Below are 13,337 nucleotides of genomic sequence, written 5' to 3'. Positions count from 1 at the left end.
CAGGCTCGAGGTGCGTATCGTTTGAGAGCGAACCGCGACAAGAAGGAGCTGCCCGCACATGTCCCGTCACACACCGGGGCCGGCGAACGCAAACGTGGACCGCATCCCAGATGCGCAGCCCCGCGAGGTTATGAGCGTGGCAGTACTGGCTGAGTCCGAGCTGGGTTCCGAGGCGCAGCGCGAACGTCGCAAGCGGATCTTGGATGCGACGATGGCGATCGCGTCGAAGGGCGGCTACGAGGCAGTTCAGATGCGCGCAGTAGCCGACCGGGCCGATGTGGCGGTCGGCACGCTGTACCGATACTTCCCGTCCAAAGTCCACCTGCTGGTCTCGGCGCTGGGCCGGGAGTTCGAACGTATCGATGCCAAGACCGACCGTTCCACTTTGCCCGGCGGCACACCGTATCAGCGGCTGAACTTCATGGTCAGTAAGCTCAATCGCGCGATGCAGCGCAATCCGCTGTTAACCGAGGCGATGACACGTGCGTATGTGTTCGCCGACGCCTCCGCGGCGGGTGAGGTTGACCATGTCGAAAAGCTCATCGATTCGATGTTCGCGCGCGCGATGGCCGACGGCGAGCCGACCGAAGACCAGTATCACATCGCCAGGGTGATCTCCGACGTATGGTTGTCGAACCTGCTCGCCTGGCTCACTCGGCGGGCGTCAGCGACCGACGTCAGCAAGCGGCTGGACCTGGCTGTGCGGCTTTTGATCGGCGATCAGGACAGCCCCAAGACCTGACCACCGCGAGCGGTGGCTTCGCAGCGCCTTCCGACCGGACCTTATTCGAGCACCTCGCCAGCAGGCGCACGACCTGCCGCGGTGAGAACACCTGTCGATGGCCTGGCTTCTCCATGCCGGTGCGGAGCGGGCTGGCGGCACGGGATGCTCTCGCACTGCAGTTGCCGCCGGTCCGGGAAGATCCGTAAAAGCTGAGCCGAAAATCACCGAAAACAGCCGGTGCGGTTCAAGTGTCGCGCTCGGCCGGCTGTTAACCGATGTGGTACCCATGCGGCAACGGCATCCCGAACTCGGATAACACGCGGCGCAGCAGAGCCGGGTAATCAGTGATGATGCCGTCGGCACCGGCACTGATCTGGGCTCGCATGGCATCGGCGTCGTTGATCGTCCACGGAATGACTCTGAACCCCAGCGAATGTGCATGGTCGACGAACGGCTTATCCGCAACCAGGCCCACGTCAGCATCCTTGGGTGTCTGGCCGTAGGGCACCGAGTAGGCCGGCGAAACGATGCTGGCGCCGACCAGTGCAGCAGCGACGATGGGGTCACTCACCACCTTGGGGTTGATCCCGGCCAGCCACGGTGAATCCGGCACCCAGGTCTTCTCGTTCCATAAGGCCGCCACCGGGATCGAAGGATTTGCCTGGTGCACCAACGACAGTGTTCGCCAGTCAAAACTCTCGATTTCAACGCGATCGTCCTTACCCGCAAGCCGCACCGCGGCTAACACCACGTCGGCAAACTCCTGCGGATCCGCGGAGTCCTCAGGGTGCTCGGCGTCGACTTTGGTTTCGATGTCGTAGCGGATATCGGCGCGATACGAGTCGGTCAGCGCAAAGACTTCCGGCAAGGTCGCTATCTTGTTTCCCTGCACCACTTCGGCCCGGGCGAACTGGGGAACCGGTTTGCCGCAATCGAGTGTTCGGATCTGCTGCAAGGTGAGCTCGTGGACGAGTTTTCCGACATACGGATATAGTGGATCACCGGCAAAGGCAGCTGCGGTGTCGGTGCACTTGTCTGACCCGATCACCTGGTCGTGCCACACCACGGGCTGATGATCCTTCGTGATATTGATGTCGAATTCAATTGTGCTGACGCCGAGTTCGAGTGATTTGGCAAATGCTCGCAGCGATTCCCCGGTTGCCTGACCCTGGCCGCCTTGATGCGCGACCACGTCGAACGTTGCGGGTTGTGCTGCTGCCGGAACCTGCAGCGCCGCGATAGCCGCGAATACTGCCACCAGAGCACGAACGCCTGCCGGCACTCTAACGCCTGCGCTGACGGGCGATTTCGGCGAGCACCACACCGGCGGCAACCGCGGCGTTGAGCGATTCGGCCGGGCCGGACATCGGAACCGAAACCACCTCGTCACAATTCTCCCGCACTAGCCGTGAGAGCCCCTTGCCTTCAGAGCCGACAACCACCACTAGCGGGTCCGTTCCGGCGAGGTCGTCGAGTATGGTCTCTCCACGGACGTCCAATCCGATCACCCGCAACCCGCGGTCGGCCCAATTCCTCAGTGTGCGATTAAGATTGGTGGCTCGCGCCACTGGAACCCGTGCTGCAGCGCCGGCGCTGGCACGCCACGCGACTGCTGTCACCGAGACTGAACGTCGCTGCGGGATCAGCACCCCGTGGCCGGCGAACGCCGCCACCGAACGCACGATTGCCCCCAGGTTGCGCGGATCGGAAATGTTGTCCAGCGCGACGAGTAGCGCCGGCGGTGAATCGAGAGCTGCCGCAAGCAAATCGTCGGGGTGGGCATAGTTATACGGCGGCACCTGCAGTGCGATCCCCTGATGCAGGCCATTGCCGGTGATCCGGTCCAGATTGGCACGCGGTACCTCAAGGATTGCGATGCCCGACGCGGCCGCCCGGGTGACGGATTCGGTGAGCCGCTCGTCGGCTTCGGTCCCCATCGCAACATACAACGCCGTCGCTGGAACCCCGGCCCGCAAGCATTCCAGCACCGGATTGCGGCCGAGCACAACCTCGGTGTCTGCGCCGCGCTTCGCCGGTCGTCGCGGTTGCTGCTTAACGGCGCGCTTGGCCGCCGGATGGTACGGGCGCAGATGCGCGGGGGGCGTGGGCCCGCGGCCCTTGAGCCCACGACGGCGCTGACCGCCCGAACCGACTGTGGCACCTTTTTTGGTACCCGGTTTGCGCACCGCGCCGCGGCGCCGCGAGTTACCCGCCATCTACGTGAAATCCCCGTCTAACAGCGACCATTGCGGCCCATCTGCGGTATCGGTGACCTCGATACCGGCCTTTTTCAGCCGATCGCGAATCTCGTCAGCCAGCGTCCAATCACGTTGCTGGCGAGCCTTTTCCCGGCGCTGGAGTTCAGCTTGCACCAGCACGTCGAGCGCTGCCCGCACAGCCGACGTCTGATCGCGGGACTCCCACCTTTCGTCGAGCGGGTCGCAACCGAGGATGCCCATCATTGCGCGGATAGCCTCGGCGTTGGTGAGAGCGCCGTCGTGGTCGCCGGCGTCGAGCGCCCGGTTGCCCTCCGCGCGTGCGCGGTGCACTTCGGCCAGTGCCACTGGGACAGCCAGGTCGTCATCGAGCGCTGCGGCGAATCGTGGTGTCCACTGGCCGGGCACGACAGCGCCGACCCGAGTGCGCACGCGATGCAGAAAATCTTCGATGCCGATGTATGCCCTGACCGCGTCCTGCAGTGCGGTCTCGGAGAACTCCAGCATCGAGCGGTAGTGCGCGCTGCCAAGGTAATAACGCAATTCGGCGGGCCTCACCCGCTGCAGAAGCGCAGGTATGGACAGCACATTGCCCAGCGATTTGCTCATCTTTTCCCCGCCCATGGTCACCCAGCCGTTGTGCAACCAGTACCGGGCGAACCGGTCACCGGCAGCGCGGCTCTGGGCGATCTCGTTCTCATGGTGGGGGAACACTAAATCCATTCCACCGCAATGGATGTCGAACTCTGGGCCGAGGTAGGTGCAGGCCATCGCCGAGCATTCCAAATGCCAGCCGGGACGTCCACGGCCCCAGGGGGTGGGCCACGACGGCTCGCCGGGTTTGGCGCCCTTCCACAAGGTGAAATCCCGCTGGTCACGTTTGCCGGCCGCGACGCCCTCACCCTGATGGACATCGTCGATTTTGTGCCCGGACAGCTGCCCGTACTCGGGGTAGCTCAACACGTCGAAATACACATCCCCGTTGCCGGTGTAGGCGTGACCGCTGGTGATCAACCGCTCGATCAGCTCGACCATCTGGGTGATGTGCCCAGTGGCCCGTGGCTCAGCCGACGGCGGCAACACGCCCAGGGCGTTGTAGGCAGCGGTGAACTCGCGCTCGTAGGTGGCCGCCCATTCCCACCATGGTCGGCCTGCCGCGGCGGCCTTGTTCAGAATTTTGTCGTCGATATCGGTGACGTTGCGGATAAACGCAACGTCATAACCTCGCGCCATCAACCAGCGGCGCAAGATGTCAAACGCCACCGCGCTGCGGACGTGTCCGATATGCGGCAGACCTTGAACGGTGGCGCCGCACAGGTAGATCGAGACGTGGCCGGCCCGCAGCGGAACGAAGTCACGCACGGCACCGGTTGCCGTATCGTGGAGCCGCAAATGGGCGCGATTGGTCACGACGTGCCAGCTTACCGGCTGAATCCGCGTGCCCGGCGGCTCCGGACACTGGCCTGCCCGAGTACTCACCACCTCGTATCGCGGTATGCGTCGTCGCCAGGGCGGACAACGGCCACGAGCAATGCCGTAGCGATAGCGGCCAAGCCTTCGCCGCGGCCGGTGAGCCCCAACCCGTCGGTGGTGGTGGCCGACACCGACACTGGCGCACCCAGCAAGCGCGAAAGCACATCTTGGGCCTCCAGGCGGCGCGGGCCGACTTGAGGCCGGTTGCCGATTACCTGCACCGCGGCGTTGCCAACCCGGTAGCCGTGCCGCTCGATCAGGCCGGCGACGTGGCGCAGCATATCGGCCCCGCGGGCGTCCCGCCAGCGGGGATCGGCGACGCCAAACACCTCGCCGATATCGCCCAGCCCGGCAGCCGATAACACCGCATCGCACAGCGCATGCACGGCAACATCACCGTCGGAGTGTCCGGCGCAGCCGTCCGCATCCGGGAAAAGCAGGCCGAGCAACCAGCACGGCCGTCCCCGCTCGATGGGATGCACATCGGTGCCCAGCCCGATACGCGGCAGCGATTTCACTGGCTCAGAATCGCTTGGGCCAGCAGCAGGTCCAGCGGTGTGGTGATCTTGAACGCCAGCGGATCGCCGTCGATGACGTGGACCTGAGCGCCGACCTGCTCGACCAGCGACGCATCATCGGTGACGTCAGCAGAGCCGGCATGCTGATAGGCGCGCAACAATAGTCCGGTCGCGAAACCTTGCGGAGTTTGCACCGCGCGCAGTCCGGCTCGCTCGGGCGTGCCCAACACCACCCCGTTGGCGTCGACCGCTTTGATGGTGTCCGGCACCGGCAGGGCCGGGACAACGGCGGCATGGCCGGCCCGCAACGCCTCGACCACCCGGGTTACCAAACTCGGTGGCGCTAGCGCCCGTGCGGCGTCGTGCACCAGGACGAAATCCGGTCCTTCGGGTTCTGACAAGTCCGCCAGCGCCCGGTTCACCGATTCGCTGCGGTTGGCCCCGCCGGGCACGACGGTGACCTGGTGCCCCAGGATGAGTTTGGCCTGGTCGGTGCGGTCCGGCGGCACCGCCACCACAACGCGCTGCACAACCCCGGACTCCAGCAGGCCAGCAACCGCCCGCTCCACCAGCGTGCAGCCATCGAGGTGGAAGAAAGCCTTGGGAACACCGGCGGCTAACCGCGCACCTGACCCTGCGGCCGGGACTACCGCTGCGACCGTGCCCCTTTGCCCGACCACCGCCAGCCTCAGGGGTTCTCAGGACGCAGCGGCGAGCACCTCGTCAAGGATAGTCTCAGCCTTGGCGTCGTCGGTGCTTTCGGCCAGCGCCAACTCACCCACCAGAATCTGGCGGGCTTTGGCGAGCATGCGCTTCTCCCCGGCCGACAAACCCCGCTCCTGGTCGCGCCGCCACAGATCACGCACTACCTCGGCCACCTTGTTGACGTCACCGGAGGCGAGCTTCTCCAAGTTGGCCTTGTAGCGGCGTGACCAGTTGGTCGGCTCCTCGGTATGCGGAGCACGCAAGACCTGGAAAACCTTGTCGAGGCCTTCCTGCCCAACCACATCACGAACACCAACGTATTCGGCGTTCTCGGCGGGCACTCGAACGGTGAGGTCTCCCTGCGCCACCTTCAAGACGAGGTATTCCTTCTGTTCCCCCTTGATGGTCCGGGTTTCGATCGCCTCGATCAACGCAGCACCGTGGTGTGGGTAGACGACGGTGTCTCCGACCTTAAAAATCATCTGATTCGAGCCCCTTTCGTTACTTCATGCTAACACGGGGCCGCGACGAGGGTAGAACAACGGTGCAGGTCAGGGGCACCACACGGGCAGAAAGGGGGTTGACAAACAGCCGAATCCGTGCTCCGGAATCTGCGGCGGGCCTTTCGCCGACGTCCCGCCAGGTGGTTGTGCTGGGTGGGGGCGTCCGATTACCGTCCACAAAACCGTTTCTACTACTGTGCATAGTCGGTGAGCGCGGCGGTCGGCAAACCGTCGCGGCCGTGTCATCAGGCCGAGCAGGAGGCATAAAGTGAACTGCTGCAACATCCGCCTCCGGGTCCGCGTCTCCGCAGCGGTCCTGGGGCTGACAGCGGTCAGCCTGATGGGTGGGCTCACCGGCTGCGGTACCGGCCAGCTCTCGCAGACCGCGGCCCAAAAGCCGGCCGTCAACGGCGCCACGGTTACCGTCAGGAATGTGGCGCTGCGCGATATCCGCATTCAGGCTGTGCAGACGGCTGATTTCCTGCGACCAGGGCGGCTAGTGGACTTGGTGCTGGTGGCAGTCAACCAATCACCCGATATGGCAGATCGGCTGGTGGGCATCAGCAGCACGATCGGCGCCGTGACGGTGACCGGCGATGCCCGGCTGCCGGCCGGTGGAACGTTGTTCGTCGGCACCCCTGACGGCCACAATGTCAAAGCACTGAACACTGTCGGGCAGCCCACGAATGCCGTCGCGGCCAGCGTGCTCCTCACCACGCCCATCGCCAATGGCCTCATCTACCCCTTCACCTTCGATTTCGAGAAGGCCGGGCGGGCTGAGGTGATGGTGCCTGTCTCCGCGCCGACAGCGTCCCCGCATGAACAACTATCGGGGCTGGTCAGACCGTAGCCCGGGTTGTCACCCCCGGGGGATACGGTCGTGGCGTGACCAAGCCGCGTGTTCAGTACCGCTGTTCGGAATGCCACCATGTCACTGCCAAGTGGGTGGGCCGCTGCCCGGGATGCGCCACCTGGGGCACCGTCAACCAAGTGGCCGGTGTGCGCGCGGTCGGCGCCACGGCACGGCGGCACCGAAACCCGCTGTCACAGGCCGTTCCGATCAGTTTCATCGAGCCCCAGCGGGCTCGGCACTACCCCACCGGTGTGGACGAACTCGACCGGGTCCTCGGGGGCGGGGTGGTGCCCGGCTCGGTGACGTTGTTGGCCGGCGATCCCGGGGTGGGCAAGTCGACGCTGCTGCTTAAAGTCGCGTACAGCTGCGCGCGGGCCGGGCGTCGTGCCTTATATATCTCCGGCGAGGAATCCGCCGGCCAGATCAGGATGCGCGCCGACCGGACCGGCTGCAGCCACGACGAGGTCTACTTGGCCGCCGAAACCGACCTGCACGCGGTGGTGGACCATATCGCGTCGATACGGCCCGAGCTGGTCATTGTGGACTCGGTGCAAGCCATCTCCAGCATCGACGTCGACGGAGTCATCGGTGGAGTCACGCAGGTGCGTGCGGTGACCACCGCGTTGACCGCTGCCGCAAAGACCGCGGGTGTGGCGTTGATTCTCGTCGGCCATGTCACCAAGGACGGAGCCATCGCCGGGCCGCGCGCTCTGGAACACCTCGTCGATGTGGTGCTGCATTTCGAGGGTGACCGCAACAATCCGCTGCGGATGGTTCGCGGGATCAAAAACCGGTTCGGTGCATCTGATGAGGTCGGTTGTTTTCGGCTACACGCCGGCGGGATTGATGGTGTCACCGATCCCTCGGGTCTTTTCCTGGAACAGCGCGTCGCACCCGTCCCGGGAACCGCGATCACGGTGACGTTGGACGGAAAACGACCGCTCGTCGGCGAAGTCCAGGCCTTGCTGGCGACACCATCGGGTGGATCGCCGCGGCGCGCGGTCAGCGGCATCGACCACGCCCGGGCCGCGATGATCACCGCAGTGCTGGAAAAGCACGCACGACTGAGCATTGCTGTCAGCGATGTCTATCTGTCCACTGTGGGCGGCATGCGACTGACCGATTCGTCCTCAGACCTTGCCGTCGCAGTCGCGCTGGCCTCGGCCTACGCGAACCTGGCGGTGCCAACCAGCGCGGTGATGATCGGCGAGGTCGGGCTGGCTGGCGACTTGCGGCGCGTCACTGGGATGGAGCGGCGGCTCACCGAAGCGGTTCGGCGAGGCTTCACCACCGCGCTGATCCCCGCCGGATGCGGGACAGCACCGCCAGGTTTGCGGATATTGCGTGCAGCCACGATCGTCGCGGCCCTGCAGCACCTGCTGGACATCGCCGAACACCACAGCAGCCCGTCGGCGCCGCAATCGATTGGCCGGCTCGCCGCCGGGGCACAATGAGGAGCGATGGACGCGGCCAACACGATGAACGGAGTGACGACCCGACCCACACTGCGCGAGGCTATCGCCCGTCTGGCACCCGGCACCGCGCTCCGCGACGGCTTGGAACGCATCCTGCGGGGCCGTACCGGCGCGCTGATCGTGCTCGGCTACGACGAAAGTGTGGAAGCGATCTGTGACGGCGGCTTCTCCCTCGACGTGCGGTATGCGCCGACACGGCTGCGGGAGCTGTCAAAGATGGACGGAGCGGTGGTGCTGTCCACCGACGGCAACCGCATTCTGCGGGCCAACGTGCAACTGGTCCCCGATCCGTCGATACCCACCGACGAATCGGGAACCCGCCACCGTTCGGCGGAGCGGGCCGCCATCCAGACCGGGTATCCGGTGATCTCGGTCAGCCACTCCATGAATATCGTCACGGTGTACCTGGGCGGGGAGCGCCATGTGCTCACCGACTCGGCGACCATCTTGTCGCGGGCCAATCAGGCCATCGCCACCCTGGAACGCTATAAGACCCGGCTCGACGAGGTCAGCCGGCAACTGTCGAGAGCTGAGATCGAGGATTTCGTCACCCTGCGCGACGCGATGACGGTGGTCCAGCGACTCGAGCTGGTCCGCCGGATCGGTCTGGTGATCGACAACGACGTCGTCGAATTGGGTACCGACGGTCGCCAGCTGCGGCTTCAGTTAGAGGAGTTGCTGGGCGGCAACGACACGGCCCGCCAACTCATCGTGCGTGACTACCACGCCAGCCCTGAGCCGCTATCCGAGGAGCAAGTAGCCGCCACTCTTGCTGAGCTGGATTCGCTGTCGGACAACGAGCTCCTCGACTTTACTACTCTAGCAAAGGTTTTCGGTTATCCGTCGACGTCCGACGCACAAGACTCAGCGCTCAGCCCGCGCGGTTACCGCGCACTGACCGCTATCCCGCGCCTGCAGTTCGCCCATATCGACCTACTGGTCCGGGCGTTCGGCACTCTGCAGAATCTGTTGGCGGCCAGTGCCACTGACCTGCAGGCGGTGGACGGAATCGGTGCTGTGTGGGCACGCCATATCAGAGAGGGTCTCGCCCAGTTAGCGGAGTCGACTATCGCTGATCCGCTCACCTGAGCGGATCGCCGGCTTCTCCGCACCTCGCTAGCCGAAGCGAAGTCGCCGGAGGGGTAATCAACCACCCATGGGCGGGGGTACCGCACCAGGGGGTGGCGCCATCGGTGGCACCCCTGGCGGTGCTGGTGCACCCGCCGGCGCCCCTGGCGACGGCGCGCCCTGCGGCGGGACTCCTGCCGGCGCGGGGCCCGGCGGCGCTCCTCCCATCGGCGCGGATCCCGGCGGCGGCGGTGCCGACAGGATGAACGGCACCGGCGCCGAACGCAGGTTTCCCAGTTGCACAACCAGGTTGTAGGTGCCGGGGCCGATCTGCGGGCGCGGAAGCGGACAGCCCGGTGCCGATCCCATTCCAGTCCAGGTGACCGCCGTCGTCACCTGCTCACCTGGCGCGAACGTCTTCACCAGAGTCTCATTCGATGGCGCGCAATCCAGATTGGACCACAACCGCTTGTTGTCCAACGAGTAGACGTAGGCCGCGAGCACGGCAGCTCCGACATCGCGTTTGCACGCCACCAGCCCGATGTTGGTGACGACCATCGTGAATTTCGGCTGGTCACCGATGACGTATTGGGGTTGGTTGGTTAACCCCTTGACAGCCAGCGTCGAGTCGGGACAGTCATCGCCCTCTTTGAGCACCGGCGGCGGCTGCACCGCAGCTGTCGGCGTTTCGGCGGAGGCCGAGCCTTGACCCGCCGACGGCACTACCGGTGTTTTAGCCTCCGGCTTGGGGGCCGGGGGCGCCCCCTGAGGAGCCGGCGACGCGGCCGGCTTGGCGGCGGCATTACTGGTATTAGCACCTGCACTGCCGTGTACCAGCGCGACAACCGCTGCGACCACGATTCCGATGACAACTACCGTGATGCCCAGCGCCAGTCCCCTGCGCCGCCAGTAGATTTCTGGCGGCAGCGGGCCATGCGGTTCCAGATCCAGCACGTTCACACCGTAAGCCCAGGTCACGCCGACATGTCCGACCGTTCCCGGCGTGTCGCGGCTGTCATCGGTCGCGCCGACGGTGGTGCGAGCCAAGCCCGGCGCACGACGCGTCGAGCTCGGGGCGGGTCGTTACCGTTGACCGGCTGCGACGGCTAGATCAGTAGGGACCTTCGCCGATATCGCCGATGACATGACTTAACACCGCCCGGCCGTCGGAAAGGCGATAGGTGACCCCCACAATCGCCAGAATGCCCGACGCCACCCGCTCGGCGATCACGTTCGACCGCGCCATCAGCTGCGCCGCCGTCTCATGGACGTGTCGCGTCTCGAACTCATCAACGCGAGTCAGCCCGTCGCGGCGGCCCAACAGGATCGACGGCGCTACCCGCTCCACCACGTCACGCACATAACCAGATGGCACAGTACCGTCTTCGAGCGCAGTCAATGTGGCCATGACGGCACCGCAGCTTTGGTGGCCGAGGACAACGATCAACGGGACATTCAGCACCGACACCGCATACTCCACCGAGCCCAGCACCGCTGAATCGATGACATGCCCCGCCGTGCGCACCACGAACATGTCACCCAGGCCCTGGTCGAAGATCATCTCAGCGGCCACCCGGCTATCGGCGCAACCCAAAACCGCCACTGCTGGGTGCTGCCCGCCGGCCAGAGTGGCCCGGTGTTCGACGCTTTGACGGGGATGTAATGGCTTGCCGGCAACGAAGCGCTCGTTACCCTCGTGGAGTGCTTTCCACACGCTCACCGCATTGGTATCGGGCATGGCGCATATTCTGCCGCACCGGTCGATGACCATTTCACCGCAGGAACTGCTGGACTGGTACGGCCGTGCACGACGGGACCTGCCGTGGCGGGATCCCGGGGTAAGCGCATGGCAGATTCTCGTCAGCGAGTTCATGTTGCAGCAGACCCCGGTGGCCCGGGTGGTTCCGGTGTGGCGGGAATGGGTGCGGCGCTGGCCCACCGCGTCGGCAACGGCAGCGGCCACTCTGGCCGATGTGCTGCGCGCGTGGGGAAAACTGGGCTACCCGATGCGGGCCAAGCGCCTGCACCAGTGCGCGATCGTGATCGCGCGCGACTACGCTGATGTGGTTCCCGACGACGTGGAAACCCTGATGACGCTGCCCGGTGTCGGCAGCTATACCGCACGGGCGGTGGCCTGTTTCGCCTACCGCAAGCCGGTGCCGGTCGTCGACACCAATGTGCGCAGGGTGATCGCCCGCGCGGTGCACGGGAGAGCCGACGCCGCAGCACCATCGGCGGCTCGCGACCATGCCGACGTTATAGCGTTACTGCCCGATGGCGAATCAGCGCCGACGTTTTCGGCCGCCCTGATGGAACTCGGAGCGACGGTGTGCGCTGCCCGGGCACCGCGGTGCGACTTGTGCCCGCTGAGCAACTGCAGCTGGCGCAGCGCCGGTTATCCTCCCGCGCGCGGGGCAGCGCGTCGGGTACAGGGGTACGCGGGAACCGACCGGCAGGTCCGCGGTCGGCTACTGGATGTGCTGCGCACCAGGGATTCTCCTGTGACAAAGGCGGAGCTGGACATGGCGTGGCTCGCTGATACTGACCAGCGCGAGCGGGCGCTGGAATCGCTGCTGGCCGATGGCTTGATTACCCGCACCGCACGCGGGCAGTTCGCACTGGCCGGCGAAGAGGGTTAGAGCGACGTCAAGAAGGATTGCACTGCCTGCCGGTATATCTGCGGCGCCTCATCATGGATCAGGTGACCAGCCTCGGGAACATATAAATACCTTGCGCAGTAACCTGTTTCCTTCATCTGACGCATCTGTCCCGGCGGCGTGACGGAGTTGCCGGCCTCGATGAGCAGCGCCGGCGAGCGCACAGCCTCCCATTGTGCCCAGTAGTCGCGGGTGCCCCATTCAGCGGCAATCTCGATCCAGCGTTCGACATGACCGTGCAGCCGCCACCCCGAAGCGCTGCGGTCGAACGATTCCAGAAAATACCGGCCGGCGACCGGCCCGAATTCTGCGAATATAGCTTCCGCAGAATCAAATTCCACCGGCAGAGCATGTAACCACGGCTCCCACGGGCCGGTGGTGCGGCCCCGGAAGTCCGGCGCCATATCTTCAATCACCAATGCCGAAACCAAGTCGGGACGTTCGGCGGCCAGGCACCACGAGTGCAGGGCACCCATCGAATGCCCGACCAACCGGGCAGGCATGCCCAGCGCAATCACCGCGTCGGCCAAGTCAGCGACGAAACGTTCGGTGCTGATCGGGTAGGGGCCAAGAACATCACGGCCCCGGTGCCACGGTGCGTCGTAGGTGTACACCGTGCCCAGCCGGGTCAGCCAGGGCAGCTGCCGCGACCAGGTGCTGCCGCGTCCCATCAGCCCATGGACCAGTACCAGGGGCTCGCCTTGTCCACCGCGGCAGGTCAGCAGATTGGCGGGCATGGTTCTATCTTGCGCAACGGGCTCCCCCTGACCAGCTTCGCGGTATGCATCGGCGGGCAGCCGTTGGCGCACGGTAGCCTAGCGCCATGCCAGTCGTGAAGATCAACGCAATCGAGGTACCCCCCGGCGCTGGGCCTGAACTGGAAAAACGGTTCGCCCATCGCGCACACGCCGTCGAGAACGCGCCGGGCTTCCTCGGCTTTCAGTTGTTGCGACCCGTCAAGGGCGAAGACCGGTACTTCGTGGTGACACAATGGGAGTCCGACGAGGCCTTCCAAGCGTGGGCAACGGGGCCGGCCATCGAAGCCCACGCCGGGCATCGGGCAAACCCGGTAGCGACTGGGGCGTCGCTGCTGGAATTCGAGGTTGTGTTGGACGTTGCCGGCACCGGCGCGTCGGCGTAGCCGC

The 13,337-nt window shown here is 65.4% G+C and carries 14 protein-coding genes and 1 pseudogene; 6 read left to right on the top strand and 9 right to left on the bottom strand.

Annotated elements, in window-relative coordinates; genetic code table 11:
- Positions 1 to 136 precede the first annotated feature (136 nt).
- Entirely contained in the window at positions 137 to 742 is a 606-nt protein-coding gene (kstR, locus tag G6N08_RS07740; RefSeq protein ID WP_163755801.1) for a cholesterol catabolism transcriptional regulator KstR, read from the top strand.
- 250 nt (positions 743 to 992) lie between these two features.
- Here kstR and G6N08_RS07735 read toward each other — a convergent pair whose 3' ends face one another.
- The 6 genes from G6N08_RS07735 to carD all read right to left on the bottom strand — a co-directional run bounded on the left by G6N08_RS07735 (position 993) and on the right by carD (position 6,118).
- Positions 993 to 1,985: a glycerophosphodiester phosphodiesterase family protein gene (locus G6N08_RS07735; RefSeq protein ID WP_163756840.1), complete on the bottom strand. Its 993-nt coding sequence runs from the start codon at positions 1,983 to 1,985 to the stop codon at positions 993 to 995.
- A gap of 22 nt (positions 1,986 to 2,007) precedes the next feature.
- Positions 2,008 to 2,940: a 23S rRNA (guanosine(2251)-2'-O)-methyltransferase RlmB gene (gene rlmB, locus G6N08_RS07730; RefSeq protein WP_163755798.1), complete on the bottom strand. Its 933-nt coding sequence runs from the start codon at positions 2,938 to 2,940 to the stop codon at positions 2,008 to 2,010.
- Entirely contained in the window at positions 2,941 to 4,350 is a 1,410-nt protein-coding gene (gene cysS, locus G6N08_RS07725; protein WP_163755796.1) for a cysteine--tRNA ligase, read from the bottom strand. It abuts the gene before it with no gap.
- Between the two features lie 65 nt (positions 4,351 to 4,415).
- Positions 4,416 to 4,931, bottom strand: coding sequence for a 2-C-methyl-D-erythritol 2,4-cyclodiphosphate synthase (ispF, locus tag G6N08_RS07720; protein WP_163755793.1), 516 nt, complete (start codon positions 4,929 to 4,931; stop codon positions 4,416 to 4,418).
- Positions 4,928 to 5,611, bottom strand: a complete 684-nt coding sequence (gene ispD, locus G6N08_RS07715) for a 2-C-methyl-D-erythritol 4-phosphate cytidylyltransferase (RefSeq protein ID WP_163755791.1) — start codon at positions 5,609 to 5,611, stop codon at positions 4,928 to 4,930. Before ispD ends, ispF begins: the two co-directional genes overlap by 4 nt.
- An 18-nt stretch (positions 5,612 to 5,629) precedes the next feature.
- Complete coding sequence (carD, locus tag G6N08_RS07710; RefSeq protein ID WP_045382876.1) at positions 5,630 to 6,118, bottom strand: RNA polymerase-binding transcription factor CarD; 489 nt, start codon at positions 6,116 to 6,118, stop codon at positions 5,630 to 5,632.
- Positions 6,119 to 6,407: 289 nt separating this feature from the next.
- Between carD and G6N08_RS07705 the strand changes: the two genes are divergently transcribed.
- Genes G6N08_RS07705 through disA form a run of 3 tightly spaced genes read left to right on the top strand, consistent with a single transcriptional unit; the run spans position 6,408 to position 9,556 of the window.
- On the top strand, positions 6,408 to 6,989 hold the full coding sequence (locus G6N08_RS07705) for a copper chaperone PCu(A)C domain-containing protein (RefSeq protein WP_163755789.1): 582 nt from the start codon (positions 6,408 to 6,410) through the stop codon (positions 6,987 to 6,989).
- A 35-nt stretch (positions 6,990 to 7,024) separates the two neighbouring features.
- Complete coding sequence (radA, locus tag G6N08_RS07700; protein ID WP_163755787.1) at positions 7,025 to 8,446, top strand: DNA repair protein RadA; 1,422 nt, start codon at positions 7,025 to 7,027, stop codon at positions 8,444 to 8,446.
- Between the two features lie 24 nt (positions 8,447 to 8,470).
- Positions 8,471 to 9,556 carry a DNA integrity scanning diadenylate cyclase DisA gene (disA, locus tag G6N08_RS07695; protein ID WP_163756838.1) on the top strand — a complete coding sequence of 362 codons (1,086 nt, stop codon included), beginning with the start codon at positions 8,471 to 8,473 and terminating at the stop codon, positions 9,554 to 9,556.
- A 141-nt stretch (positions 9,557 to 9,697) separates the two neighbouring features.
- Here disA and G6N08_RS07690 read toward each other — a convergent pair.
- Positions 9,698 to 10,489 (bottom strand): annotated as a pseudogene (locus G6N08_RS07690) (hypothetical protein); the annotation flags it as partial.
- A gap of 157 nt (positions 10,490 to 10,646) precedes the next feature.
- Positions 10,647 to 11,273, bottom strand: coding sequence for a carbonic anhydrase (locus G6N08_RS07685; protein WP_163755785.1), 627 nt, complete (start codon positions 11,271 to 11,273; stop codon positions 10,647 to 10,649).
- Between G6N08_RS07685 and G6N08_RS07680 the strand changes: the two genes are divergently transcribed.
- Positions 11,272 to 12,174 (top strand): HhH-GPD family protein, encoded by a 903-nt coding sequence (locus G6N08_RS07680; protein ID WP_163755783.1) that lies wholly within the window; start codon positions 11,272 to 11,274, stop codon positions 12,172 to 12,174. The two genes, G6N08_RS07685 and G6N08_RS07680, sit on opposite strands and share 2 nt — an antisense overlap.
- On the opposite strand, the gene G6N08_RS07675 is transcribed toward G6N08_RS07680, so the two are convergent.
- Positions 12,171 to 12,929: an alpha/beta fold hydrolase gene (locus G6N08_RS07675; protein WP_163755782.1), complete on the bottom strand. Its 759-nt coding sequence runs from the start codon at positions 12,927 to 12,929 to the stop codon at positions 12,171 to 12,173. The two genes, G6N08_RS07680 and G6N08_RS07675, sit on opposite strands and share 4 nt — an antisense overlap.
- An 86-nt stretch (positions 12,930 to 13,015) precedes the next feature.
- Here G6N08_RS07675 and mhuD point away from each other — a divergent pair, with 86 nt between their 5' ends.
- Complete coding sequence (gene mhuD / locus G6N08_RS07670; RefSeq protein ID WP_163755779.1) at positions 13,016 to 13,333, top strand: mycobilin-forming heme oxygenase MhuD; 318 nt, start codon at positions 13,016 to 13,018, stop codon at positions 13,331 to 13,333.
- Positions 13,334 to 13,337: the final 4 nt, after the last annotated feature.

Source organism: Mycobacterium botniense (assembly GCF_010723305.1).
GTDB classification, from domain to species: Bacteria; Actinomycetota; Actinomycetes; order Mycobacteriales; family Mycobacteriaceae; genus Mycobacterium; species Mycobacterium botniense.
This window is presented reverse-complemented; position numbering and strand designations above follow the sequence as displayed.